General features: G+C 71.3%; 23 protein-coding genes, 1 pseudogene and 1 riboswitch. Of the genes and pseudogenes, 11 read left to right on the top strand and 13 right to left on the bottom strand.

The features are described 5' to 3' along the window. Positions 1–19: 19 nt before the first annotated feature. Positions 20–397: an ArsR/SmtB family transcription factor gene (locus ACFY8U_RS35140; RefSeq protein WP_389576184.1), complete on the bottom strand. Its 378-nt coding sequence runs from the start codon at positions 395–397 to the stop codon at positions 20–22. A gap of 141 nt (positions 398–538) precedes the next feature. On the opposite strand from ACFY8U_RS35140, the gene ACFY8U_RS35135 reads away from it, so the two are divergent. Continuing rightward, positions 539–2431, top strand: coding sequence for a heavy metal translocating P-type ATPase (locus tag ACFY8U_RS35135; protein WP_389576183.1), 1893 nt, complete (start codon positions 539–541; stop codon positions 2429–2431). 89 nt (positions 2432–2520) lie between these two features. On the opposite strand, the gene ACFY8U_RS35130 is transcribed toward ACFY8U_RS35135, so the two are convergent. From ACFY8U_RS35130 to dhaK, 9 genes are all read right to left on the bottom strand, one after another. Further along, a complete protein-coding gene (locus tag ACFY8U_RS35130; RefSeq protein WP_361433920.1) occupies positions 2521–3054 on the bottom strand; it encodes a PadR family transcriptional regulator in 534 nt (177 codons plus the stop codon). A 32-nt stretch (positions 3055–3086) separates the two neighbouring features. Then, positions 3087–5108: an FAD-dependent oxidoreductase gene (locus ACFY8U_RS35125; protein WP_389576182.1), complete on the bottom strand. Its 2022-nt coding sequence runs from the start codon at positions 5106–5108 to the stop codon at positions 3087–3089. Between the two features lie 177 nt (positions 5109–5285). Beyond that, positions 5286–6125 carry an ATP-binding cassette domain-containing protein gene (locus ACFY8U_RS35120; protein WP_389576181.1) on the bottom strand — a complete coding sequence of 280 codons (840 nt, stop codon included), beginning with the start codon at positions 6123–6125 and terminating at the stop codon, positions 5286–5288. Then, a complete protein-coding gene (cbiQ, locus tag ACFY8U_RS35115) occupies positions 6122–6871 on the bottom strand; it encodes a cobalt ECF transporter T component CbiQ (protein ID WP_389576180.1) in 750 nt (249 codons plus the stop codon). Before cbiQ ends, ACFY8U_RS35120 begins: the two co-directional genes overlap by 4 nt. Before the next feature lie 6 nt (positions 6872–6877). Beyond that, positions 6878–7219 carry an energy-coupling factor ABC transporter substrate-binding protein gene (locus ACFY8U_RS35110; protein ID WP_389576179.1) on the bottom strand — a complete coding sequence of 114 codons (342 nt, stop codon included), beginning with the start codon at positions 7217–7219 and terminating at the stop codon, positions 6878–6880. Then, positions 7219–7917 carry an energy-coupling factor ABC transporter permease gene (locus tag ACFY8U_RS35105; protein ID WP_389576178.1) on the bottom strand — a complete coding sequence of 233 codons (699 nt, stop codon included), beginning with the start codon at positions 7915–7917 and terminating at the stop codon, positions 7219–7221. The genes ACFY8U_RS35110 and ACFY8U_RS35105 overlap by 1 nt, the downstream gene beginning before the upstream one ends. Before the next feature lie 28 nt (positions 7918–7945). Then, positions 7946–8170: riboswitch (cobalamin riboswitch) on the bottom strand. Positions 8171–8256: 86 nt separating this feature from the next. Continuing rightward, positions 8257–8679, bottom strand: a complete 423-nt coding sequence (locus ACFY8U_RS35100; RefSeq protein WP_389576177.1) for a PTS-dependent dihydroxyacetone kinase phosphotransferase subunit DhaM — start codon at positions 8677–8679, stop codon at positions 8257–8259. After that, positions 8676–9290, bottom strand: a complete 615-nt coding sequence (gene dhaL, locus ACFY8U_RS35095) for a dihydroxyacetone kinase subunit DhaL (protein ID WP_389576176.1) — start codon at positions 9288–9290, stop codon at positions 8676–8678. Before dhaL ends, ACFY8U_RS35100 begins: the two co-directional genes overlap by 4 nt. A 6-nt stretch (positions 9291–9296) precedes the next feature. Next, complete coding sequence (gene dhaK / locus ACFY8U_RS35090) at positions 9297–10289, bottom strand: dihydroxyacetone kinase subunit DhaK (RefSeq protein ID WP_389576175.1); 993 nt, start codon at positions 10287–10289, stop codon at positions 9297–9299. 446 nt (positions 10290–10735) lie between these two features. On the opposite strand from dhaK, the gene ACFY8U_RS35085 reads away from it, so the two are divergent. Further along, complete coding sequence (locus tag ACFY8U_RS35085; RefSeq protein ID WP_389576174.1) at positions 10736–11152, top strand: hypothetical protein; 417 nt, start codon at positions 10736–10738, stop codon at positions 11150–11152. A 279-nt stretch (positions 11153–11431) separates the two neighbouring features. Beyond that, positions 11432–12589: a hypothetical protein gene (locus ACFY8U_RS35080; RefSeq protein WP_389576173.1), complete on the top strand. Its 1158-nt coding sequence runs from the start codon at positions 11432–11434 to the stop codon at positions 12587–12589. A 91-nt stretch (positions 12590–12680) separates the two neighbouring features. On the opposite strand, the gene ACFY8U_RS35075 is transcribed toward ACFY8U_RS35080, so the two are convergent. Then, entirely contained in the window at positions 12681–14249 is a 1569-nt protein-coding gene (locus ACFY8U_RS35075) for an N-6 DNA methylase (protein WP_389576172.1), read from the bottom strand. A gap of 122 nt (positions 14250–14371) precedes the next feature. On the opposite strand from ACFY8U_RS35075, the gene ACFY8U_RS35070 reads away from it, so the two are divergent. The 8 genes and pseudogenes from ACFY8U_RS35070 to ACFY8U_RS35035 all read left to right on the top strand — a co-directional run bounded on the left by ACFY8U_RS35070 (position 14372) and on the right by ACFY8U_RS35035 (position 23600). Beyond that, positions 14372–14686 carry a trypco2 family protein gene (locus tag ACFY8U_RS35070; protein ID WP_389576171.1) on the top strand — a complete coding sequence of 105 codons (315 nt, stop codon included), beginning with the start codon at positions 14372–14374 and terminating at the stop codon, positions 14684–14686. 1 nt (position 14687) lies between these two features. Next, positions 14688–16847, top strand: coding sequence for a trypsin-like serine protease (locus ACFY8U_RS35065; RefSeq protein WP_389576170.1), 2160 nt, complete (start codon positions 14688–14690; stop codon positions 16845–16847). Continuing rightward, the gene (locus ACFY8U_RS35060) at positions 16844–17854 is read left to right on the top strand and encodes an AAA family ATPase (RefSeq protein WP_389576169.1); all 1011 of its coding nucleotides are present in this window, start codon (positions 16844–16846) and stop codon (positions 17852–17854) included. Before ACFY8U_RS35065 ends, ACFY8U_RS35060 begins: the two co-directional genes overlap by 4 nt. Positions 17855–17870: 16 nt before the next feature. Beyond that, the gene (locus ACFY8U_RS35055) at positions 17871–21287 is read left to right on the top strand and encodes an SAV_2336 N-terminal domain-related protein (RefSeq protein ID WP_389576168.1); all 3417 of its coding nucleotides are present in this window, start codon (positions 17871–17873) and stop codon (positions 21285–21287) included. 102 nt (positions 21288–21389) lie between these two features. After that, positions 21390–21557, top strand: a complete 168-nt coding sequence (locus tag ACFY8U_RS35050; RefSeq protein WP_389576167.1) for a hypothetical protein — start codon at positions 21390–21392, stop codon at positions 21555–21557. A gap of 315 nt (positions 21558–21872) precedes the next feature. Beyond that, entirely contained in the window at positions 21873–22694 is an 822-nt protein-coding gene (locus tag ACFY8U_RS35045; protein ID WP_389576166.1) for a hypothetical protein, read from the top strand. Between the two features lie 15 nt (positions 22695–22709). Beyond that, positions 22710–23036 (top strand): annotated as a pseudogene (locus ACFY8U_RS35040) (nucleic acid/nucleotide deaminase domain-containing protein); the annotation flags it as partial. A gap of 15 nt (positions 23037–23051) precedes the next feature. Then, positions 23052–23600: an SUKH-4 family immunity protein gene (locus tag ACFY8U_RS35035; protein ID WP_389576165.1), complete on the top strand. Its 549-nt coding sequence runs from the start codon at positions 23052–23054 to the stop codon at positions 23598–23600. Between the two features lie 39 nt (positions 23601–23639). Here ACFY8U_RS35035 and ACFY8U_RS35030 read toward each other — a convergent pair whose 3' ends face one another. Both ACFY8U_RS35030 and ACFY8U_RS35025 read right to left on the bottom strand, forming a co-directional pair. After that, positions 23640–25205, bottom strand: a complete 1566-nt coding sequence (locus ACFY8U_RS35030; RefSeq protein ID WP_389576164.1) for an FAD-dependent oxidoreductase — start codon at positions 25203–25205, stop codon at positions 23640–23642. A gap of 146 nt (positions 25206–25351) precedes the next feature. After that, positions 25352–25741: a hypothetical protein gene (locus ACFY8U_RS35025; RefSeq protein WP_389576163.1), complete on the bottom strand. Its 390-nt coding sequence runs from the start codon at positions 25739–25741 to the stop codon at positions 25352–25354. Positions 25742–25785 lie beyond the last annotated feature (44 nt).

Raw genomic sequence — 25785 nt, 5'->3', positions numbered from 1 at the left:
TTCCCCGTAGTCGGTCGGTCTACGACGTCCCAGTATCCACGCTCTCCCTGGGCACATCGCGCGCGCCGAGACGCAGATGCTCGATGTGGTAGACGGCCTCGTCGAGGAGTTGGGCCACGTGGTTGTCGTAGAGGCTGTACTCGATCCGGCGGCCCTGCCGTACTCCGGTCACCAGGCCGAGGGCGCGCAGCAGGCGCAGCTGGTGGGAGACGGCGGACTGCTCCATGTCGACGGCGGAGGCCAGTTCGGTGACTCCGCACGGCCCCTGGCGCAGCTTGGTGAGGATCATCAGCCGGGAGGGCGTCGCGAGGGCCTGGAGCGTGGCGGCGATCGTGGCCGCGGACTCCGCGTCCAGGTGGGTTGCCGGGGTCGTTCCGCCGTTCGCTCCGTGTCCCATGCGTTCATCGTAGCCGCGGCGATAAACTCATGAATGAAGACCTCTTCATGTATTCCGCTATGGTGGTGAGCGCCGGCCCCCGGACGGCCCAGCCGTTCTCCGACGGCGCCCCGCCGTCCCCGACCGAAGAGGTGTCCACCCATGGCTTCACCGGTGCTCGACGCCCGGACGGCGTCCGCGGACAAGGCCCCGCCCTCCCCCCGGCGCACCCGCGTCTCCGACCTGCCCGAGGTCCGCTGGGCTGCCCTGTCGGCCCTCGCCTTCCTGTTCGCCCTGCCGCTGGACCTGGCCGGCGCGCCCGCCTGGACCTGGGGTCCGCTCTACGCGGTCTGCTACGCCGCCGGCGGCTGGGAGCCCGGCTGGGAGGGCCTCAAGGCGCTCCGCGAGAAGTCCCTCGACGTCGACCTGCTCATGGTGGTCGCGGCCATCGGCGCCGCCGCCATCGGCCAGTACCTCGACGGCGGCCTGCTCATCGTGATCTTCGCCGTCTCCGGCGCACTGGAGGCGCTCGCCACCCGCCGTACCGCCGACTCCGTACGCGGACTGCTCGACCTCGCACCCGCGCGAGCGGTACGCCTCACGCGTGCCGGCGCCGAGGAGCCGGTGGAGGTCGCCGACCTGCGGATCGGCGACACCGTTCTCGTACGGCCGGGGGAGCGGCTGCCCGCCGACGGCACCGTGCTCGACGGCGCGAGCGACGTCGACCAGGCCACCATCACCGGGGAGTCGCTGCCCGCGCCCAAGACGCCCGGCGCCGAGGTCTACGCCGGAACCCTCAACGGCACGGGCGCCCTGCGTGTACGGGTGGACAAGGACGCGGGCGACTCCGTCATCGCCCGGATCGTCGCGCTCGTCGAGGAGGCCAGCGCAACCAAGGCGCCCACCCAGCTCTTCATCGAGAAGATCGAACAGCGCTACTCCGTCGGCGTCGTCGTCGCCACGCTCGCGCTCTTCGCGATCCCGCTCGCGCTCGGTTCCGACTTCACCCCCACGCTGCTCCGCGCCATGACCTTCATGATCGTGGCCTCGCCCTGCGCGGTCGTGCTCGCCACCATGCCCCCGCTGCTCTCTGCGATCGCGACCGCCGGCCGCCACGGCGTACTCGTCAAGTCGGCGGTGGTCATGGAACGGCTGGGTACCGTCGACCGGGTCGCGCTCGACAAGACCGGCACCCTGACCGAGGGCGCGCCGCGCGTCACCGGTGTCGAGGGCGACCCCGAGGCGCTCGCCCTCGCCGCCGCGGCCGAACTCCCCAGTGAACACCCCCTGGGACGCGCCGTGGTGGCCGCGGCACGCGCGCGTGGTCTGCGCGTCCCCGAGGCGAGCGACTTCGCCTCGGTACCGGGCGAGGGCGTCCGGGCCAAGGTCGAGGGCCGGGAGGTGCGCGTGCGCCGGGCCGGGGGCGCGCACACCGACACCGCCGTCGAGGTGGTCGTCGACGGCACCCGTGTCGCCGTCCTCACCCTCGCCGACCGGCTCCGTGACGGAGCTGCCGAGGCCGTCGCCGCCCTCACCCGCCTCACCGGCACCCCGGTCACCCTGCTGACCGGCGACAACGCGGGCGCGGCCGCCCGGGTCGCGGAACGCACCGGCATCACCGACGTACGGGCCGGGCTCCTGCCCGAGGACAAGGTCGCGGCGGTACGGGAGTGGGAGCGGGCCGGCTCCCGGGTCCTGGTAGTCGGCGACGGAGTCAACGACGCCCCGGCCCTGGCAGCCGCCCACACCGGCATCGCCATGGGCCGGGCCGGCTCCGACCTGGCCCTGGAGACCGCCGACGCCGTCGTCGTACGCGACGAACTGGCCACCGTCCCCGCGGTGGTGGCCCTCTCAGGCCGCGCCCGCAGGCTCGTGATCCAGAACCTGGTGATCGCCGGCACCTGCATCGGGGCCCTGGTGATCTGGGACCTCACCGGCCACCTCCCGCTGCCCCTCGGCGTGGCCGGCCACGAGGGCTCCACGGTCCTGGTGGGGCTCAACGGCCTCCGCCTGCTCCGCGACGCGGCCTGGCGGAAGGCGGCAGCGGGGGAGTGAGGGCGGTGATCGGGACGTGACGGGGCGCCGGTGTGTGCGGGCGCCGGCGGGATGCGGGAACGGCCGGGCCTCCCGGCGCGTCCCTCGTGTCAGCCCTCCAGCTCGGCGAGCGCGTGGGTCAGCCACTCCACCCAGAAGCGTTCCAGGTCGATCCCGCCCCGAAGGACGAGGTGGCGCAGCCGGTCCGGTTGGCTCTCCCGGCGTGTGGGCGGGAAGTCCCGTACCTCGATGGCCAGGTATTCGTCCAGCTGCCGCTGGTGCAGATCGAGATGGTGCCGCAGTTCGTCCCGCATACCCGGCGCGCCGACGACCGCCGCCGCCCGCATCCGCAGCAGGAGGGCGGAGCGCATCGGTTTGGGATCCTCGCTGCGGGCGACCCACTCGGCCAGCTCGGCGCGCCCCTCGGGCAGTACCTCGTACTCCTTCTTCTGCCCCCGCGCCGGCACCGGAGCGGGCAGGGCTCGGATGTGCCCCGCCTGCTCCAGTTTGCCCAGCTCGCGATAGATCTGCTGGTGCGTGGCCGACCAGAAGTAGCCGATCGACCGGTCGAAGCGGCGCGTCAGCTCGAGGCCGGAGGACGGCTTCTCGAGCAGCGCCGTGAGGATCGCGTGCGGGAGGGACATGCACGCATCCTAGGTTCGGGGCGCCTGGACGATCACAGGCCGGCCGCCAGCCGTGTGCCCTGGTCGATGGCGCGCTTGGCGTCCAGCTCGGCGGCCACGTCGGCACCGCCGATGAGGTGCGCCGTGCGGCCCGCCGCGATGAGCTCCTCGTACAGACCGCGGCGCGGCTCCTGGCCGGTGCACAGGACGACGGTGTCGACGGGGACCGTCTGCGGCTCGCCGTCGACGGTGATGTGCAGGCCGTCGTCGTCGATCCGCTCGTACGTCGCGCCCGCGACCATGGTGACGCCGCGGTGCTTCATCTCGGCGCGGTGGATCCAGCCGGTGGTCTTGCCGAGGCCCGCGCCGACCTTGGTGGTCTTGCGCTGGAGCAGATGCACCTGGCGCGGAGGCCGGGGCCGCTCGGGGGCGCGCAGACCGCCGCGCGTCTCGTAGGAGGTGTCCACGCCCCACTGCTTGAAGTACGTCTCGGGGTCCTGGCTCGCGCCCTCGCCGCCGTCGGTGAGGAACTCCGCGACGTCGAATCCGATGCCGCCCGCGCCGACGATCGCGACGCGCTCGCCGACCTCGGCGCCGTCGCGCAGGACGTCCAGATAGCTGAGGACGCTCGGGTGGTCGACGCCCTCGATCTCCGGGGTGCGCGGCGTGACTCCGGTGGCGACGACGACCTCGTCGTATCCGTCCAGGTCGCCCGCCGTGACCGTGGTGTTGAGCCGGACGTCGACACCGCGCTCGGCGAGCTGCGTACGGAAGTACCGCAGCGTCTCGTCGAACTCCTCCTTGCCGGGGACCCGCTTGGCGATGTTCAGCTGGCCGCCGATCTCGCCCGCCGCGTCGAACAGGGTGACGGAGTGGCCGCGTTCGGCGGCCGCGACGGAGAACGCGAGTCCGGCCGGGCCCGCTCCGACGACGGCGAGCCGCTTGGCGAGCCGGGTGGGGGAGAGGACGAGTTCCGTCTCGTGGCAGGCGCGCGGGTTCACCAGGCAGGAGGTGATCTTCAGGCTGAAGGTGTGGTCCAGGCAGGCCTGGTTGCAGCCGATGCAGGTGTTGATGGTGTCGGCGCGGTCCGCGGCGGCCTTGGCCACGAAGTCCGGGTCGGCGAGGAAGGGGCGGGCCATGGAGACGATGTCGGCGCGGCCCTCGGCGAGGATCTGCTCGGCGACCTCGGGGGTGTTGATGCGGTTGCTGGTGACGAGGGGGATGTTCACCGAGCCCATGAGCTTCTTGGTGACCCAGGTGTACGCGCCCCGCGGGACGGAGGTCGCGATGGTGGGGATGCGGGCCTCGTGCCAGCCGATGCCGGTGTTGATGATGGTCGCGCCGGCGGCCTCGATCTCCTTCGCGAGGGAGACGACCTCCTCCAGCGTCGAACCGCCCGGGACCAGGTCCAGCATCGAGAGGCGGTAGATGACGATGAAGTCCTCGCCGACCCGCTCGCGGATCCGGCGGACGATCTCCAGCGGGAAGCGGACCCGGTTCTCGTAGCTGCCGCCCCAGCGGTCGGTGCGGTGGTTGGTGGCCGCCGCGATGAACTCGTTGATGAGGTAGCCCTCGGAGCCCATGACCTCGACGCCGTCGTACCCGGCGGCCCTGGCGAGCTCGGCGCAGCGGGCGTAGTCCTCGACGGTCTGCTCGACCTCGGCGTCGGTGAGCTCGTTCGGTACGAAGGGGCTGATCGGCGCCTGGATCGCGCTGGGTGCGACGAGCTCGGGGTGGTAGGCGTACCGGCCGAAGTGGAGGATCTGCATCGCGATCCGCCCGCCCTCGCCGTGCACGGCGTCGGTGATGAGCTTGTGCTCGGCCACCTCGTCCTCGGTGCTGAGCTTGGCGCCGCCGTCCCAGGGACGGCCGGCCTCGTTGGGCGCGATGCCGCCGGTCACGATGAGTCCGACCCCGCCGCGGGCGCGCTCGGCGTAGAAGGCGGCCATGCGCTCGAAGCCGTTCTCGGTCTCTTCGAGGCCGACGTGCATGGAACCCATGAGCACCCGGTTGGGCAGGGTGGTGAACCCGAGGTCGAGCGGGCTCAGCAGATGCGGGTAGGGGGTCGAGCTCATGGGGCGCCTCCTCGCGCGGTGTCGTCATGACTGTTGTAGACGAGCCGAGGGGGCTTGTGCAACAAGTTGCATAAAGGTGGGGAAGTGATCTGCACGACGTCACGACACGCCACGGCCCCCGGCGGGGGTCCGCCGGGGGCCGTGGTGGGCTTGGTGGGAGTGGATCACCGCGGCCCGTCAGGGCGTCGTGACCCAGCTGTCCAGGTCCTCCGCCGTGCGCGGGCCCTCCGCGTCCGGGGCGAGCAGGCCGTGCGTGCGCAGCAGCCGTGTCACGGCCATGCCCCAGGGACGGCGCAGCCGCGCCGCCGCGAGCAGCGCGTCGTCGGCGAGCAGCTCCTCGACGGGGCCCGTCCGCAGCCCCGCCGGGGACAGGACGGCGGCCTCGTCCGCCCAGCGCAGCGCCAGGTCGACGTCGTGGGTCGCCATCACGACCGTCGTGCCCGACTCCCGCAGCCGGCCGAGCACCTCCAGGAGCCGCTCCTGTCCGTGCGGATCGAGCCCGGCCGTCGGCTCGTCCATGATGAGGACCCGGGGGCGCATCGCCACGGCGCCCGCGATCGCGGCCCGCTTCCGCTGTCCGTACGAGAGCAGATGGGTCGGCCGGTCCTCCAGCGCGACGATGTCCAGCGCCTCCAGCGCCTCGCGGACCCGGAGCCGAACCTCCTCCTCCGGCAGCCCCAGATTCATCGGGCCGAACGACACGTCCTGCCCGACCGACGCGGCGAAGAGCTGGTCGTCCGGGTCCTGGACGACCAGCTGCACCGTCGTACGCAGCCGGGTCAGCCCCTTCCGGTCGTACGACACGTCCTCGCCGTCCAGCCGGAGCGCGCCGCTTCCGCAGCGCAGGCCCCCGCTCAGCAGCCGCAGCATCGTCGTCTTGCCGCCGCCGTTGCGGCCGAGGAGCGCCACCGCCCGGCCTTCCGGCACCGCGAAGTCGATGCCGTCGAGGACGACGGGCCCGTCCTCGTACGCGAACGTGGCCTTCACCAGCTCCACGACAGGTGGCGCAGGATTCACGGCAGGGACCTTTCCAGTACGAGAGTGAGGGCGACGAGACCGGCGAGCAGGCCGGCCGTCGACGCGAGGAAGCGGCCCGAGACCGCCGCCTCAGGCACCAGGACCCGCAGCGTCCCGTCGTAACCCCGACCGGCCAGGCCCGTCTGCAGGCGCTGCGCCCGGTCGAAGGCGCGGACGAACGCCGTCGCGCCCAGCCCGGCGAGGGAACGCCAGGTCGCCGCGCGCGTGGTCAGTCCCAGCCGGGCCGCCTGCGCCTGCCGGATTTTGGATATCGCATCCAGAAGAAGAAAACTGATCCTGTACATCACCAGGGCCACGTCCACCACGGGCGCCGGCACCCCGGCCCGCACCAGGCGGGGCAGTACGTCGGACACGGGCGTCGTGAAGGCGAACAGCAGCACGCCCAGCGACGCGGACGAGGTCCGCAGCAACAACTCACCCGCGTGAACGGGACCGTCGTGCGCGAGCGCCACCATGCCGCGGTCCCCGCCCACCTCGAAGAGCAGCGGGATCGCCCCCGTCACACAGAAGCCCAGAGGGATACGGAACGCGCGCCACAGCTGACGCCCCGGCACCCCGGCCGGCCCGAGGAGGACGGCCAGGGTGGCCGCCGCGACCAGGACGGCACCGGGCCACGGCGGCAGGCACACCGCGCAGAGCGTCAGACCGAAGCCGAGCACGGCTTTCTCGCACGGGTGGCGGCGGCGCCAGCGACTGCTGTGCGCCGCCGCGTCGATCGGCAGCACCGGCGGCTACTCGCCGACGGACGCCGACCGCAGCGCCTTCGCGTCGGCGCGGGCCTCGCCCTGCTTGCGGCCCTTGTGCAGACCGAAGTAGTACGCGAGCACCCCGGCGCCGATGGCGGCCTGCAGGGCGAAGAGCGCCGACTCGATCTCACCGGAAGCGGGCTCGTACAGCGGGGAGAACCACGGCTCGTAGTCGGGATCGATCTCCGAGATCGCCGTCTCGGCCTCGGCGTCGGCGCCCGTGAACGGCTCCTCCTTGTGGTCGCCGAGCCCCAGGACCAGCGGGAGCACGGCCAGCGCCGCGACGACGAGCAGCAGCAGCGTGTTGATCTTCGCGTTCCGGCTCATCAGGCGCTCGCCTCCGCGTTCTCGTTCTTCTTCCGGGACGGGAGCAGGATGCCGAGGCGGGTCAGGTCCGCCTTGCTGGACTGCGTGAGCAGCCGCATGACGAGTACCGTCAGCAGACCTTCACTGACGGCGAGCGGCAGCTGCGTGACGGCGAAGATCCCGCCGAACTTGGCCAGCGCACCCAGCACACCGCTGCCCGGGTCCGGGAAGGCCAGCGCGAGCTGGACGCTGGTCACGCAGTACGTCGACAGGTCGGCGACGAACGCCCCGAAGAACACGCTCACCATGAGCGGCACGTCGAAGCGGCGCAGCAGCCAGTACGTACCGAAACCGGCCCACGGCCCGACGATCGCCATGGAGAAGACGTTGGCGCCGAGTGTGGTGAGCCCGCCGTGGGCGAGCAGCAGCGCCTGGAACAGCAGCGTGATCGTGCCAAGGACCGCCATCACGGGCGGACGGAACAGGATCGCGCCCAGTCCCGTCCCGGTCGGGTGCGAGCAACTGCCCGTCACCGACGGAATCTTGAGCGCGGACAGAACGAAGGTGAACGCACCGGACGCACCGAGCAGCAGGGTGGACTCGGGGTTGGCCTTGACCTCACGGGTCAGGGCGCGGACACCGTGGACGACAAAGGGAGCGGACGCGACGCCCCAGGCGGCCGCGTGCACAGGGGGCAGATACCCCTCGGCTATATGCATGGTTGGGAGACCCTCTCCAGCACCTCGTGGATGGACAACGCACCCTGGCCGGTCTCCTGGCTGACGGGTCATGCCGCCGCGGCTCCGCCTTCCCACACCTCCGCGGTCTCCCGCGGCGGTCCAGTGGCTTCCCCGGAGGGATGGAGCCGGACTTCCCGATCACAGTGGCGAGGGCCGCACCGGTACCGCACCGGTTTCCCGTACACCAAGGCGCTGTGACATTAGTGGGTTGACCAGGTACATCACAACACGGGTGCTCCCGGGGACGGTGTGTGACGGATCTCCCGCGCGCCCCACGCACCCCTGTCGGCCCCCTGCGCACGCCTCCCGCGCCCCGCCTCACACCTTCCGGTACGTGTACGCCTCCGAGGCCGCTGCCACCACCGCGTCCAGGTCCCCGCCGGCGCTCGCCGTGACGAGGGCGGCGACGGCGCCCTCGACGAACGGTGCGTCCACGAGGCGCGAACCCTCCGGCAGCTCGTCCTCCTCGGCGAGGAGCGCCTTGACGGTGAGGACGGCACTGCCGAGGTCGACGAGGAGGGCCACTCCGGCGCCCCCGTCGACCGCCTTCGCCGCCTCGACGATCCGCTCGGAACTCGTGCCGAGACCCCCGCCGGGAGCGCCCCCGGCCGCGGCGACGGGCGCGGTCGGCCCACCGCCCGCGAGCCCCTGGGCCAGCACGGCGACGGCGTCGGCCACGGCCGCGCTGTGCGAGACCAGCACGATGCCCACCGTTCCCGCCACGCCCACCTGACCGGTCACGCGGCAGCCACCTCCGCAAGGGCGGCGATCAGCAGGGCCGACGAGGTGGCCCCGGGATCCTGATGCCCGATGGAACGTTCGCCCAGATAGCTCGCCCTGCCCTTGCGCGCCTGGAGGGGTACGGTCGCGAGGGCGCCGCGCTCGGCCGCGTCCCGGGCGGCGGCGAAGGAGTCACCGAGCGCCTCGGCCGCCGGAACGAGCGCGTCCAGCATGGTCTTGTCCCCGACCTGGGCTCCGCCGAGCTGCCCGACGGCGGCGACCCCGGCGGCCAGGGCCGCGGCCAGGTCCTCCCGCGTCACCGAAGGGGCATCGCCGAGCGCCTTGCCGGTCCGTCGCAACAGCGTCCCGTACAGCGGCCCGGACGCGCCCCCCACGGTGGAGATCAACTGCCGCCCCGCGGCGACGAGTACGGCTCCCGGGGTCTCGGGCGACTCCTTCTCCAGCACGTCGGCCACGGCGGCGAACCCCCGCTTCAGATTGGCCCCGTGGTCCGCGTCGCCGATCGCCGAGTCGAGCTCGGTGAGGCGCTCGGCCTCACGGTCGATCACGGCCGCGGCCGAGGTCAGCCAACGACGGAAGAACGCGGCGTCGCACTCGCTCACTTCGGGCATCCCCTCTCACCGGCCCCAGCGCAGCGCCGGAGTCTGCACGGGCGCGTCCCAGAGCCGCAGCAGCTCCTCGTCGGCCTCGCAGAGCGTCACCGAGCAGCCGGCCATGTCGAGCGAGGTCACATAGTTGCCGACCAGCGTGCGGGCGACCGGGACCCCGCGCTCGCTCAGCACGCGCTGCACCTCGGCGTTGAACCCGTACAGTTCGAGCAGCGGCGTCGCGCCCATCCCGTTCACGAGGGCGAGGACCGGTCCGGACGGCCGCAGGTCCTCCAGTACGGCGTCGACGGCCACGTCCGCGATCTCTCCCGAAGTCATCATGGGCCGCCGCTCACGCCCCGGCTCCCCATGGATGCCGATACCCAACTCCAGCTTGCCCTCGGGAAGTTCGAACGTGGGGCTGCCCTTCGCTGGTGTGGTGCAGGCGCTCAGCGCCACACCGAAACTCCGTGACCGCTCGTTCACCCGGCGCGCGACGGCCTCCACCCGCTCCAGCGGCGCACCCTCCTCGGCAGCCGCCCCGGCGATCTTCTCCACGAAGAGCGTCGCCCCGGTCCCGCGCCGCCCGGCGGTGTACAGACTGTCCGTCACCGCCACGTCGTCGTCGACGAGCACCTTGGCGATCTGGATGCCCTCGTCCTCCGCGAGCTCGGCGGCCATCTCGAAGTTGAGCACGTCACCGGTGTAGTTCTTGACGACGAACAGCACGCCGGCCCCGCTGTCGACGGCGGCGGCGGCGCGCACCATCTGGTCGGGCACGGGCGACGTGAACACCTCCCCGGGGCACGCGGCCGCCAGCATCCCGGGCCCGACGAACCCCCCGTGCAAGGGCTCATGCCCCGACCCGCCCCCGGACACCAGCCCCACCTTCCCGGCGACGGGCGCGTCGCGGCGCAGGACGACACGGTTCTCGACATCGACGGTGAGCTCGGGATGCGCGGCGGCCATCCCGCGCAGCGCATCGGCGACGACGGTCTCCGGGACGTTGATGAGCATCCTCATGGGTACCTCCTGGTGAGAGTGACAGGCGATCCGCTGAGCAGGGTTTTCGCAGGTCAGAGCGGGCGAGACCGGTTGTTGATCTTGGCGGTTCGCGGCGTCCGGCGGCGGTCCCGGGCGGTACCGATGCTGACCTGTTGCTGACTTTCCTGACTGCCCGTCAGGGATGGGTTGGGCTGGGCGGTCTTTGCACTTGTGCATGATGGCGCAATTATCGGCATGGGAGTGCGGTTGCGCACCGGTGCGTCGAGGCCGCAGGTGCCCGATCCCGTGTCGGCAGGCTTCGTGCGGCGCCTCGGGGCTCGGCCGTGGCCAACTGGACAGCGAGTGTCCGCGTGGAGAGCGTGCTCGAAACGCAGGCCACGGAAGGGGCGGCGGGTAATACAGTTCTTGGCCGTGGACTCCCCGGATGAGGAGTCCGTTGCGGCGTCCTGGGGAAGTGATGCGCGATGGGGCTGTCGGGCGGGACGGCGGACAAAGCGGGCAACCGATATGAGGACTGGTGGACCGCGCTGAAGGTTGCGGACCTCCTGCGCGGAGAGGCCTCGCGGATCCGTCTTGAGCCTGTGGGGCAGGCTGGTGAAGGCATTGAGTTCCAGCTCGTGGCCAAGGGTGAAACCTGGTGCGATCAGGTGAAGGACGTGCCTTCGCGGGGGCCCTGGACGCTGCGATCCGCGGCAGCCCTTCTCCAGGCCGTCGCGAGTCACCTTGCAGCCGGCAGGAAGGTGCGACTCGTTCTCTCGACCGGATCGCCCGCATTGCGCGACCTTGCCGACCGCGCCAGGGCCGCCGTGACCCTCGCTGAGTTCGAAGAGATTCTTACCGGCCCTCAAGGGAACGACTTTACGGCTCTGTGCGGAGTTTGAGCCGACGACGGCAAACCCGCAGAGCGGGAGACGATCTGGCGATATCTTCAGTCCGTTTACGTCAAGGAGTACTCACCAGAGAACCTGCGTGAGCTCGTCCACATCATTTACGAGCAACTTTTCGTAGGGAACCCTGAGGGAATCGTCAGGCAACTGAGTGGATACCTGGACGACAACCTCCACAAGTGGCTCACCGGGTCGGAGATCCGTAACCATTTGCTCTCTCTTGACGGAGTTCGACTCCGGCTGTTGGCCGGAGACAGCAATACGCTCAATGCCTTGGCGGCCACCACGGACGGGTTCCTGCGGCACGTGCGGGACAGGGCGCCCGCCCTTGGACTGGCCGCGCGTCCTCACCTCGACCAGCTGCACGGTCGGTTGGTGGTCGAGGACGGTCCGCAGATCGTGCTGTGCGAGGGAGGGGCGGGCTCGGGCAAGTCGACGGTTGCCGCCGATGTACTGGAACGTCTCGCAGGCCATGGGTGGCCGACCGCCGTCGTTCGTATGGACCGAGCCGATCCGTCGGTGCGAACGGCGAGGGACCTCGGCGCCATGATGAATCTGCAGGATTCGCGGGGGGTCCTGCTGCCCGGAGTCGCCGATGGGGGGCCTGGGCTCTTCGTCATCGATCAACTGGACGCCGTCAGCCTGTACAGCGGTCGCATGGCAGATGTCTTCGAGGCCGTTGAGGATGTGCTCGCTCAGCTCTCGGCAGCGCCGAACATCAAGGTGCTCTTGGTGGTCCGCACCGTCGACATCGAACAGGACGGCAGGCTCAGCAGACTGATGACGGCGGACGCCCGAGCGGAGAGATTCCCCGTGGGGGAGCTGACCGAAGAGTCGGTGCGCGCCGTACTCACCGCGGGTGGGAACACCCCCGACAGCCTGAGCCCGGTGACTCTGGACCTGCTGCGCACCCCCCTGCACCTGGCGGTCTTCGGCACCCTCCCCCCTGCTGCCCGCCCTATGCCCTACCGGACTCTGCAGCAGCTCTACGGCGGTTACACCAAGGAGGTGCGCAGACGCATAGGAATCAGGAGGGAAGGCTTCGACTGGCAGGGGATCACCGGCGCCCTCTGCGCCTCCATGAGCGACCGGGAGAGTCTGCAGGCGCCCCTCTCCCTCCTCGACGGCTACGCGCCGGAGGATGTCGAGGCATTGAAGTCGCAAGGGGTCCTGGTGGGAGACCAGGAACACATCGGCTTCTTCCACGAGACGTACTTCGACTACCTATTCGCCCGGTCCTTCCTCGCGACCGGAAGGGACGTCCACGACTTCCTGGCCAGCTCCGGACAGCACCTCTTCAGACGGGCGCAGACCCGCCAGATCCTCGAGCACCTCGCCGGTACGGACCGCGACCGGTTCCGCGAGACCACGGCACGGCTGCTTGGCTCCACACGGATCCGCTCCCACCTGCACGACGTGATCACGAGGTGACCACCCCGACCCAGACGACCAACTACGAGCTCGAGGTCTGCTGACCGACCCCGACGTCGAACTCCATCGGTTCAGAGGCCGCGACGGCCCGTCAGTCGAAGATCGCGTACAGGTTCCTCATCAGGGACGCCGGTCGCTCGCGGGGGCGCGGCGGCGGCTCCTGCGAGGCGGTTCCGACGTACCGCCCCGGGGCGAGCGCGTAGCCCTGCTCGCGTACCGCGGCCAGATCCACCGAGCGGCGGAAACCGGGCTCGTCCCGGTACACGAGACCGGCGTCCCGCGCCGAGGGCGTGCCCCGCCATGCGTGGTAGCTGGTGGCGATCCTGTCGATGTCGTCCAAGGTGAGCACACGTTCCGTGCGGTCCGCCATGGTGCCCGTCCGACGGGCGTCGACGAACAGGATCTGCCCCCGGCGATCCGTCAGGTCCTTCGCACCCTGGGAGGACTTGTCCTCGGTCAGGATCCAGAGGCAGGCCGGGATCGACGTCGTACGGAACAGTCGGCTCGGCAGCGCGATCAGGCACGCGACGCGATCCGCCTCCGCCAGCCCCCGGCGAATGTCCCGCTCGGCGCGGGACGTCGAGCTCATCGACCCGTTGGCGAGGACGACCCCGGCCGTCCCTCCGCGCGCCAGCTTCGCCAACGCGTGCTGGAGCCACGCATAGTTGGCGTTCTGCCTGGGGGGAACGCCGTATGTCCAGCGGGAATCGCCCGCATCCCGGGCCCAGTCCGAGACGTTGAAGGGCGGGTGGGCCATCACGAAGTCGGCCCTGAGATCGGGGTGTTGATCGTCGGCGAAGGTGTCGGCGGGCGCGGCCCCGAGGTCGCCGACGGTGTCGACTTCGTGGATGGCGAGGTTCATCCTGGCAAGACGCCAGGCCCGCTCGTTCGTCTCCTGGCCATGGACCGAGAGGAAGCCGACGGCTTTCCGTGAGGCATGCGTCTCGGCGAACAGGGCCGCCTCGACGAGCATGGCACCCACACCGCACGCCGGGTCGTACGCCCGGCCGCCGTACGGCTCCAGGACCTCCACGATCAGCTGCGCCAGTGACTGCGGGGTGTGGGACTCGGCGCCCCGCTTGCCCTCGTCGCGCGCGAAGGAGGCGAGGAAGTACGCATACACCTGGCTCAGCGTGTCCCGTGCGGTCATGCGTCCGCGGGAGATGAAGCGAGGGTCCCCGATGAGGTCGACGAGGGCGGCCAGGCGCCGTGAGTCGAGGTCGACGCGGAGGAGGGCCGGCGGAAACATGTCCCGGAGGGCGATGTTCTCGCGCATGAGCGCGTCCACGGCGGAGGCGAGGCGGTAGCCCGCGTCGGGTCGGCTCAAGTCGGCGGTGATGCGGGACCAGCGGGCCGCCTCCGGAACCCAGAGGATCCCGTGGGAGTCGTACTCGTCGCGGTCTTCGAGGAGGGAGTTCCGCAGTTCCTCGGGGACGCCCTCGGCGGCGAGTTCTTCGTCGAGCTCGGCCCGGCGCTCCGCGAAGGCGTCGGAGAGGTACCTGACGAAGAGCAACCCGAGGACGAAATCCTTGTACTCAGTCGCGTCGACGGGACCACGAAGGACGTCCGCCGCCTTCCACATGACGTCGTGGACCGCCTCGACGGCGGCGGCGCCGATGCGCTCCCGTTGCCCGGTGGGGTCCTTCTCACGCGGTGGCACGAGGGTGCCGCCTCCTTCCGTGACCGATCCTCCGATTGTCCACGACCGGGGTGGGAGCTGTCCCGGGAGCGCTGTAACGTAGCGGGGACCACAAGTTCTTCTTGATCCGGGGGCGGGCGAGGATGTCGACGATCGGTCTGGCCGCGGCAATCGACGAGCTGCGGCAGGAGCTGTACGAGGCGCAGCGGCTCGGCGTCGGCGAGCAGTTCGCGTTCGGTGTCGAGGAAGCGGAGCTGGAGCTCCAGCTCGAACTGCGCAAGTCCGTGAAGGGGGACGGCAAACTCTCTTTCGGCGTGGTCACCGCCGGCGCGAGCGGCGAGCACGCCACGGTCCGCACCCACAAGCTGACGCTCAGGCTCTCCGTCAAGGACCGCGCCACCGGCGGAGCCGGTCCCGAGATCGGCGACGACGAGACCGGGTCGTGGGACGAGGAGTGACGTGGATCCGCGCAGACTGGCGCTGATCCGCAGCGGAACCGACGATCGGCCCCACCGCGTGGGCTCCGGCTATCTGATCACCCCCCGGCTGGTCCTGACCGCACGTCATGTGCTGGAGGACCGCGCCACCGGACTGCCGTGGCCGGCGTTCCGCGTGCGCATTGGCCATCACGGCTACGGAGAGACGACCGCCGCGTCGGCGGAACTGCTCTGGCAGCACCCGGACGGACGGGACGTCGCCCTGCTCCGCATCGACCGGGACGTCGACCTGTCCGGAACCGTCCGCTGGGGCCGCCCCGTCGGTACCGCCCCGCTGTCCTACCGGGGGCTCGGCTACCCCCTGTCGGCCAAGGGCGACACCCGCGACCCCGAGAACCTGCGCGGCGAACTGCCGCCCCTCTCCGGCGCCGCGGACCGCTTCGTCCTGGACCAGGGCCCCTCGCCCGTACCCCGTGCCGACGAGAAGAACGCCTGGGGCGGCGCCTCCGGTGCCGCCATTTTCTGCGGCGACCGCCTCGTCGGCGTCGTGACCCAGGAGGTGCACTCCTACGGAGCCCGCCGCCTGATCGCCCTGCCGGCGCGCACCTTCGCGCAGGACGACGACTTCGTGTCCCACCTCGTCGAGCACGCCGGCACACCCCCCGAACTGGGCACGGTCGGGGCACCCCTGCCGAGCGCGCCACCCGCCGCCGAGCGCACCCCCGCCGAGCGCGAACTCGCCGGGATGCTCGACACGTTGTTCCCGGACCGCGCCTCCCGCATCGGCCACGCCCGGGATCTGGCACGGGAGCTGGAGTACGAGACCGACGGCTACGAGCCCACCACTGCCGACCTCGTGGCCCTCCTGAAGGCCCACCCCCGCGCCCTCGCGTCGCTCGGCGCGGCCCCGGCGAGGAGCGCGACGGGGCCGGTCAGGACCGCGTGGACGCAGCTCTTCGCGAGGGCTCGCGTCCTCGCCCCCGGCTCCCTGCTCTCCACCGACGAGTACGGGTCCCTGCTCGACCTGCTGTGCCGGGTCCACGAGGAGCAGCCGAGGCTCCTGCCCCGGGCGGCCCCCGAGGCGCTGCCGTACGCCGTCCTGCCCGAGAGCCTCACCCGTCCGCACCTCGGCGAGGACGACCTGCGTGCCGCGATTCACGGGCTGGAGGAGCTGTCCGACAGCGAGAGCGTCCCCGAGGGCACCCCGCCGGTCCCGGCGCTGCTGCGGCTCGTCGAGTACGTGGCCGCCTCCGCGGCGCACCCGCTCGGCGACGAGCTGCGCGCGTGGTCGAGCACGGTCGCGGACCGGCTCGGCGTCCACGCCGGAGCCCTGGGCGAGCGGCGCGACGACGCCAACCGCTGGGCCAAGCGCCGGAGTTCGCCGGTGACGCGGGTGGTGATGGAAGTGGAACGCGACACCGCGACCGCGGAGGAACGCTACCGGTGCCGGATCCTGCTCGCCCGCGAGGACTGCTCGTACAGAGTCCTCAAGGAGTCGGAGACGGTCTCGAAGACCCCGGGGGAGGCGGCGCGCGCCCTCGGCGAGGCGGTCGCCACCGCCCGCCAGGAGCCCGGTCAGGGCGACCACGTGCCCTGGGTGACCGTCGTGGTCGACCGCTCGGGACTCGACCTGGCCGTCGACGAGTGGAGGCCCGAAGGACCGGACGACATCCTGGCCGCCTGGCCCATCGGCACCGAGTACCACGTCTCCCTCAGCTGCCCCGACCTCGTCGCCGACAGAACCGTTCGCGAGCTCGACCAGAAACGCCGCTGGAAGCTGGGCCGCTCGTCGACGCTCACCACCAGCCGCACCCACGGTCACGGGGGACAGCTGCGGATGCTGCTGGGGACCGAACACCGCGACACCGCGCGGGTCGTCCTGCACGGCCCCGCTGACCAGCGGAAGTCCTCGCTCATGATCTGTCTCGCCCTGGGCGTCCCCGTCGTGCTTTGGGACCGCGACGCCGACGGCTACGAGGACGCCGACAGGCTCGGCGGTCTCGCACCGGACGGCGGGCTCGACGCCCTCCCCGAGCGGGTCCGGGAGTTCCGGAGCCACTCCGCCGCCCACCCCGAGGAGCGGCGGGCCCGCCCCTCGCTCGTCTGGGAGCCCGACGGACGCCACCCCACGCCCGAACCGCTGCACCTGAGAGACCCCTGGAGAGGAACGCACGCGTCATGACGACCTCGGAGCCCCTGGCCGGCCCTGACCCCCGACGCCTGCCCTCCGCCGACGGGCCCGACGACTGGCGGCTCTTCCAGGGGGACGGCGAACGCCGCGAGGTCCCGTTCCCCTCCGCACCGCCGTGGCGCCGGTTCGACCGGCCGGAGTCGCCGAACGCAGTCGTGGCCCCGCGCCCGAGGCCGTACCTCATCGGCCCAGACGAGGCCGACGTCGTGAACGCGGCGCTCCACCTCCGCCGCCCCCTCCTCGTCACCGGCCAGCCCGGCACCGGCAAGTCCTCGCTGGCCCACGCCGTCGCCCACGAACTCGCACTCGGCGCCGTCCTCCAGTGGCCCGTGAACAGCCGCTCGACCCTGCAGGACGCCCTCTACCAGTACGACGCCGTCGGCCGGCTGCGCGAGGCCACCCTCCGCCGTGACGCGGACGGCACGGAACCCGACATCGGTCAATACATCAGGCTCGGCCCGCTCGGCAACGCGCTCGTCCCCCGGGACCGCCCCCGGGTGCTGCTCGTCGACGAACTGGACAAGGGTGACATCGACCTGCCCAACGACCTGCTGACCATCTTCGAGGAGGGCGAGTTCACCATCCCCGAACTCACCCGCCTCCCCGAGGACCAGGCCCCGGTCCTCGTCCAGACCGACGAACCGGACGCCCCCGCCCCCATCACGCGCGGCTGGGTGCGCTGCTGCGAGTTCCCGGTCGTGATCATCACCAGCAACGGCGAACGGGACTTCCCGCCCGCCTTCCTCCGCCGCTGCGTCCGCCTCGACCTGCCCGAGCCCGACGAGCGGCGCCTGCGCGAGATCGTTGCCGCCCACCTCGGCCCCGCCGCCCTGGACGACGTGGACGACCTGCTGCGCGAGTTCCTCGGCCGCCGCGCCACCGGCGAACTCGCCACCGACCAGCTGCTCAACGCCGTCTTCCTCCGCAAGGGCGGCGTCGACCTCGACGCCGGCTCCCTCCTCAAGGCCGTCCTGCACCAGCTCGGCGAAGCCGTGTGACCCCGTGATCGAGCGCGTGACGAAGATTCTGGCGGACAGCGGCGCCGAACTGTCCCAGGAGGAACTCCTCGACGCCCTGTGGCTCGCCGGGAAGCTCCCGCGGGCCGCCTCCACACCGCTGGCCCGCGCCGCCGGCGTCCCCGACGCACCCCCACCGTCGGCCGGAGCACCGCACCAGGAGCGCCCGCCGTCACCGCCGACCGACGACGCGGCGTCCGACGCGACCGCCGTAGAACCGCCCGCCACCACCCCCACGGGCTCCGCGCCCGCCCGCCCGCTCCTGGCGGCGGAACGGCGACCCGCACCCGGGGACGCGGAGCCGGACACAGGGGACGCACCGTCCCCCGCGATGCCCGTCCGAGCCCCCGACACCCGCCCCTTCGGAGCGGAGCGGCTCCGCCTCGGCAAGGCCCTCCGACCGCTGCGGCAGCGCTTCCCTGACCCCGGCCGCCGGGAACTCGACCTCGCGCGGACCGTCGCGGCCATGGCCGACACCGGACTTCCCGAGACCGTCACCCGCCCGGCCCGCACCCGCTGGTTGTCCCTCGCCCTCGTCGTCGACGACGGCGTCTCCATGGTCCTCTGGCAGCGCCTCGCCGCCGAGATCAGGGAACTCATGGAACGCGCGGGCGCCTTCCGCGACGTCCGCGTGTACGGACTCGACACGCGCGCCGCCACGCCCGGCTTGCGCACCAGCCCGTACCGGCACCGAGGACGCCCCCGGTTGCCGAGGACACTGTGCGACCCGACCGGGAACACCCTCGTGGTCGTCGTCAGCGACGGCGTCGGCGACGCCTGGTGGGATGGCGGGATGCGCGGGGTGACCGAGCAGTGGGCCCGGTGCGGCCCCACCGCGATCGTCCAGGCCCTGCCCTCCCGGCTCTGGGCGAGCACGGGGATCGCCGCCCGGCCCTGGCGGGTCACCACCCGTCGCCGCGGCGGGCCGACGCACGACTGGCACGTGACCGACCCGGACCTGCCGCCCGACCTCGTCCGCTACGACCCCGTACCCGTCCCGGTCCTCGAACCGACTCCCGCGGCCGTCGCCGACTGGGCCCGGCTCATCGCCGCTCCGGGCGGCACCGCGCTGCTCCCGCTCTGGGACGCCGCCTCGCCCGCCGACCGCCCGGCCGACGCGGCCGCCACCCGCCGGAGCGACGACGCGGGCGCGGTCCTGCGCTTCCGGGAGGCCGCGACCCCCGAGGCGTACCGGCTCGCGGCGCACGTGGCCGCCGTCTCGCCCGTCACACCACCCGTCATGCGCCTCGTGCAGGCGGCCCTCGGATCCCCCACGGACCCCGGACACCTCATGGAGGTGTTCCTGGGAGGCCTGATGCACGAGGTGGGGGCGGACGAGCCCGAACGGCTGCCCCACCACCGGCGCTTCGACTTCTCCGACGAGGCCCGCCGCCTGCTGCTCAGCGCCGTGCCCGCGAAGGAGCTCCTGCGCACCACGGATGCCGTCACCCGGCGGATCGAGGCCGCCGTCGGCCGCGCCCCGGTCTTCCCTGCCTGGGTCGGACACCCGGACGGCACGGCCCGGGTCGGGGATACGGGACGCTCCTTCGGCTGGCTCCGGGACCAACTGATGGCGCGGCTCGGCATCCCGCCCGCGGACGCCGGCCCGCTGCTGTCGGCGGCGGACCGCGACGGCACGCGCCGCGGCCGGGCCGAGGTGCCGTCGCTGTACGAGTACGAGTTCGAGCCGTCCGACGACGAGCCGGGGGAGACGCCGCCGGCCGGCTGGGTTGCGCTCCTGCCGGAGGACCCGGTGCGGATCGGCCGGTTCCGGCTCTGGGCGCGAAGTGCGAGCGGGTGGCTGCACGTCGTGATGTTCCTGGCCAGGGACGAGGACGACACGCCCGTCATGATCCGGATGGGCTCGGAGCTGCACGTCGCCGATCCGGCGGCCGCGCTGTCCCTCGTCCGTACGGAAGCCGAGTGCCTGCTCAGGATGGCGGGCACGAACGCTCCCTCGCTCGTCGACGTGGGGGCCCGCGCCGTCGGTCAGCCGCCCTGGCTCGCGGCGACCTGCGTCCACCGCAGGACGGGCGACGTGTCGTCGGGTCCCGCTCCCAACCTGCGGGCCCTCCTCGACGAGTACGGGGGAACGGTCCCGGAGGAACTCTTCCTGCGGATCGGCCTCGGGCTGTCCCAGGCGCTTGCCCGGGCCCACGGGCTCGGCATCGTGCACGGCTCGCTCGCCCCCCGGTCCGTGCTCGTCTCCGACCACGACGTTCGGCTGGTCGGATGGGCGACGGCGACCCTGGACGGCACCGACAGCCCGTACCGCGACGAGCTCCCCACAAACCAGGAGTACCTCAACGCGGACGACGATGGTCCCGCGCTCACTCCCCGGAGCGATGTCCACGCGGCCGGCGCTCTGCTCCTCGCCTTCCTGGCGGGAGAGTGGGGCGACCCGAGGGCCGAGGACATGGAACGGGGCCCACTGGCGACGCCCGGCGTCGATCCGGAGCTCGTCCGGACGCTGTGGCGCTGTCTGCAGCGCGACCCCGCCCTCCGGCCGTCCGCCGCCGACCTGGCCGAGGCGTTCGCCACCGCGTCCGGCGGCGGGGGGGCCGGCCGAGCGCCGGCGGATTCCCTCGTGGCGATCACCGAGGACGTCCACCAGCTGCGCCTGCTCGCCGGCGAGAACCTGAGGGTCTACGGCGTCGAGTTCGGCCGCCTCCTCACGACGTACGCGAACCGGTTGGCATCCCTCGGGCGTCGACAGGAGTCTCTCGACGCCGCGGAGGAAGCCGTACGCGTGTACCGGGAGCTGGTCGTCGCGGAGGGCGAGTCTCACCTCTCCGAGCTGGCCGGCGCCCTCAGCAACCTGTCCGTGGGCCTGGGCGAGGCCGGCAGGGAGAGCTACGCTCTCGCCGCGGTCACCGAAGCGGATTCCCTGTACCGGGAGTTGACGCGGCAGGACTTCTCCGTCTACGGCTGGGGTCATGCGATGGTCCTGAACAACCTCTCCCACCGCCTGGCCGAGGCGGCACGGGGGGAGGAGGCGCTCCAGGCCGTCGAGGAGGCGGTCGCGATCGACCGGAGGGTGACCGCGCGGGGCCCGTCTGGCCGCGACGACGGCCTCGCGATGAGCCTGACGAACCTCGGGACCCGGCTCGGCGAGCTGGGACGGAGCCACGAAGCGCTGCGGGCCGTCACCGAGGCGGTCCGGGTCTATGACTCCTTGCCGTCCGACCGGGCGCGACGGGTCTGGAGGGACTTCGCGGTGAGCCTCAGCAACCTCGCCGTGCTCCTGGGTGATCGGGGACGTCATGACGAAGCCCTCGACGCCCTCGACGAGTGCGCCGCCGTGGCACGCAGGTTCGGTGGCGAACCGTCCGGAGCGGCCGCGGAGGTCCTCGAGCAGGCCGCGCGCGTGCGGGGATGGCTGGAGGAGCTCCGCGAGGAGGCCTCCGCGCGGTAGGCCGCGCAGGGTGGCCGGTGGTGGGCGCAGTCGGCCACGCGAATGAGCTGTGCATGCCAAGAGGGGATCCCCACACCCTGCCTCCGACCCAAGGGGGACGCAGTGAAGACACCGGCGTACGTCACGAGGGGCGCCCTCACCCTCACCGGCGCGCTCGCCCTGGTCATCGCCCTTCCGGCCAGCGCTCTCGCCGCCCCGCCCACCGCCCTGCCCGCCAGCGCCGACGGCCTCGAACAGACCTTCCAGACGGCACGTAGCAGTCGGAGATGAACGCGCGCGTGCCGAGGGCGGTGCGGCGGAGGTGGCGTATCGCCGTGGACTTACCCGCGTAGGAGGGGCCCTCCAGGGCGATGGTCAACACGTCGGCGCCTCCGCCTGGTAGGAGCGCTCGGCGTAGACACGGTCAACGCCATCGACCGCCGCTGGGGCAAGCTCACCACGAGAGACCTGGCGACCTTCGCCAAGGGCTGCGACGACCTGGCGGGCGCCCTCGACGAATGCGCAGGCCTCATCGTCGCGTGCAAGGTCGCGATCATCGGAAAGCTGACCGCAACGGCCGCAACCGCAACGGCCGGTGTCGTCGGCATGTTCTTCACCGCCGGTCTCAGCGGTCTCCTGTCCGCGGCTGCCATCGCCGCGGCACGGCTCATCATCCAGGAGGCGATCGACTACGCCATCGATCAGATCACCTCGATCGTCACCGACAAGATCGAGGCCAAGGTCCTCGCGGAGATCGACAAGCTGTTCTCCGACAAGCTCGGCGGCGGCGGTACCCATGACGTCATGGCCATGGGCAGCGCCGACATGGCGCAGGAGTTGGTCATCGAGTTCGACGAGTTCGAGCAGGCGGCCGGTGGCTACCAGGAGACCGCCACCAACTTCGACAAGAAGAAGGGTGAGTTCACGGCCGGCGGGACCGGGCGCAAGACCTCGGTGAAGAAGGACAGCAGGTTCCACAAGCTGTCCACCGTCATGGACAAGGCCGAGGACGCCGTCGACAAGAAGGCCGACGAGATGGTCAAGACCCTCGAAGACCACGGCGGCAAGATCGACAAGAGCAAGAAGGACCACAAGGACAACGACGACCAGAAGAAGAAGGACTTCGACAACTGCAAGCACGACGACGATGAGAAGGATGTCCGCACGTACATCCTCAACGCCGACGGCAGTGTGGACCGGCTCCTGCCGAACGGAACCATCACCCCCGGCGGTCTCGACGACACGGACAAGCTGAACCTCGCCAACATCACGACCGACGGCAAGGTATGGCGACCGGAGACGGACACGGAGAAGCGGAAGTGGAACACTCCGACCGACCACACCGGCACCGTGTCGTCGAAGAAGATCGACCCGAGCACCAGCGACCTGGCCCAGGCGACACAGCTGGCGAGGCAGGCACACGACTAATACAAGGGCAAGAACTACGCGGCCGGCAGGTACATCGACCCGCAGAGCGGCCGGGAGTCCATCCTCGGCGGACGCAGTGAAGGCGGATTCCACTCGGAAAAGCAGATCGGCCATCCCCTGTTGCACACCGGGAAGGCATCCGGGCTCAAGGAAATGTTCACGGAACGAGAACCGTGCCAGAAGAACCCTCAATGCAACAGGTGGCTGGACTACTACTTCAAATCGGCCAACCCGGACCTGGAAGTCACACACGCCGCGAACTACGACCAACACAGCCCCGGGCAAGGGAAAGAGCACAAGAAGTATATGGACAGCCTCATGAAAGCCCATGGGAAGAGCTAGAGTAGGATGAACGCCATGAATTCCCCCGTGACCCACGGCGACCTGACGGTGCTTTATGGACTGGACGGTGTGGTGCTGTACCCCATCCAGGACGACAGTCCACTCGATGTCGCGACCGCCCAGTTCCTCGGGTCCGTCGGCCTGCCGAACGACAGGTTCTTCACTTCCCGTGCCGGGGTGACGGGAGATGAGCGGGACCCCTACGAAGTGGGCGCTCTCTTCGCGCTCGACAATCGCTACTGCCCTGAGGAGTCTCGGAGTTGGCAGGTCCTCGGCTACCTGCCCGCGGCCCTTGTCACCCTCGCTCCCTCTTCGGGCGAGGTGTACATCTTCCAGGAGAGCGCGCGTGAGTACCAGCTTGCGCACCGGGACATCGCCGCACTCGTGCACTGCCTGACCGAATTCCGGAAACTCGAAGACGCGTACAAGGAGCCCGACCCCGATGTCGAGGACCTCGTCGATACGTTCCGCGAAGCGGTCAACGCATTCGACTCGACCCCGCTGAACGACCCCGAGTCGGAATGGAACCGCATGCTCGAGGAAGTGCTCGAGGAAATGTGGTAGACCGCCCGAGCTGACGTTCTGCGGGCGCCCCTGGCACGGTCAGTCGGACTCGTCGGGCTCGTCGGCCCCGTCGGTGTCGGCGGGCTCAGGGAGGGGCCGCGGTTCGAGCGGGCGGACGGCCGGGCCCTGGAGGACCGAGCCGTCGACGGCGAACCGGGATCCGTGGCAGGGGCACTCCCAGGCGCGCTCGGCGTCGTTGAAGAGGACCAGACAGCCCAGGTGGGTGCAGCGCCCGGAGACAGCGTGCGTCGCGCCCTTCTCGTCGCGGTAGACCGCACAGCGCCGCCCTCCGACCCGCACGAGGGCTCCGGTACCGGGCGCGATCTCGTCGACGGTGTCGGCATGGGAGGGCCGGAGCCGGTCGCCCACGAAGTGCTTGAGAACCGACCCCTGCGCCTTCAGCAGGGACGGTGCCTCGCGTGCGTGGAGGCGGCGCGGGTCGTACAGGGAGGCCCAGGGCAGTGCGCCGCCCGTGATCAGCGCGCTGAGGAGCCGGCCGGACATGACGCCGTTGCTCATGCCCCAACCGCCGAAACCGGTCGCCACGTACACATGCCGGGAGCCTGGGTGGAAGAGCCCGACGAAGGGCACCCTGTCCGCGGTCGTATTGTCCTGCGCCGCCCAGCGGTGGGTGATCCGCGCGGACGGGAAACGCTCCGCGGTCCAGGCCGCGAGCTGCTCGTAACGCTCGCTCACGTCGCCCACGCCCGGCCTGAACTTCTCCCCGGTGACGATGAGCAGCCGATCTCCTTCACCGTACGGAGCGGTGCGCACCGACCGGGTGTTCTGCTCCTGGGTGAGGTACATGCCCCGCGGATCCTCGTCGGCGGGAAGTGCTGCCGCGACCACCAGCTCGCGGTGCGGCTCGAGCCGCGCGAACAGCAGGGCGCGGTCGAAGACCGGATAGTGCGTGGCGACGACGACGTCACGGGCCACGATCTCCGTCCCGCCCTCGGTGGTGAGGCGGCAGGGCTCGCCCTCGTCGAGCGAGACGATCCGCGTACGTTCGTGCACGATCCCGCCGCGTTCGACCAGGTCGGCCACGAGAGCGAGCAGGAACTTGCGCGGATGGAACTGTGCCTGGTCGTCCACGCGGACCGCGCCCGCGACGGGAAAGGGCAGACCGGTCTCCGAGACGAACGACGCGGCCAGTCCGGCCTCGCGCGCCGCGTCTGCCTCCGCCCTCAGAGTCTCGACCGCTTTCCGCGACTCCGCGTACGTGTATCCCGGAACGCGCTCCAGCTCGCAGTCGATCCCCAGCTCCGACGCGACCCGGTCGACGTGCTCGGCGGCCTCCTGTTGCGAGCGCGCGTACTGCCGCGCTCCTGCCACGCCGAGCGACTTGCGCAGCTGGGCGTAGAGGAGGCCGTGCTGGGCGGAGAGTTTCGCGGTGGTGTATCCGGTGACTCCCGCCGCTACGCGGTCGCCCTCGAGCAGGGCGACCCTCCGTCCGGCGCGTGCGAGTTCCCAGGCGGTGCAGATCCCGGCGACGCCGGCACCGACCACCGCGACATCGACTTCCAGGTCGCTGGTCAGGGAGGGGTGTTCGGGGCCCGTCCCCGTCTCCATCCAGTACGACTCGTAGGTGCCGGGCAGGTGTGTCATGTCAGCCGCCTCTTCCGTACGCGGACCAGTGAGCGGGGTCGGACGGACCATGGCAGGTGAACGGGCCCGAACTCGACGAGTTCGGGCCCGCACGAGACCAGAGGCTGGGAACCCCGGAGCCCGGGCCGCGACGCCGGTCCGGGCGGTCAGCCCGGGCGCTTGCGGCCGCTGCGCGGCTCGTCGGCGTCCACTCCGGTGAACGCGGAGTCGTCCTTGGTGCCGCTGGGGCGCTTGGAGCGTCCCCGCGGACCGGTGTCGTGCATGCCCTTCTCGGGCGTGCCGGCCTGCTTCTCGCCGCGTCTGCCGTCGTGGCTGACGGTGTCGCCGGGGACTTCTCGCGTCTCCTCCTTGGAGACCTGACGTCCCTTGCCGGGCGGAGGAGCGTGCTCCTCGGGGTGGAAGGAACGTTCGGCGCTGGGATTGTCCTGCTGCCGCGTCTCGTCCACGTCGGGCGACCATCCGTGGTGCCCGGACCCGCCGCGGCGGGTCGGTCCGTCGCCCTGCGGCGACTTCGAGGACTTCGGTTTCCCGGCCATGAGCCGACCTGCCTGTCCGTTGCGGAGATACGCCTCTCAGTCCT

This window comes from Streptomyces sp. NPDC012508 (assembly GCF_042902595.1).
Taxonomy (GTDB): Bacteria; Actinomycetota; Actinomycetes; order Streptomycetales; family Streptomycetaceae; genus Streptomyces.
Note: the sequence above shows the minus strand (reverse complement) of the source record. Positions and strands in the feature narration are given on the sequence as shown.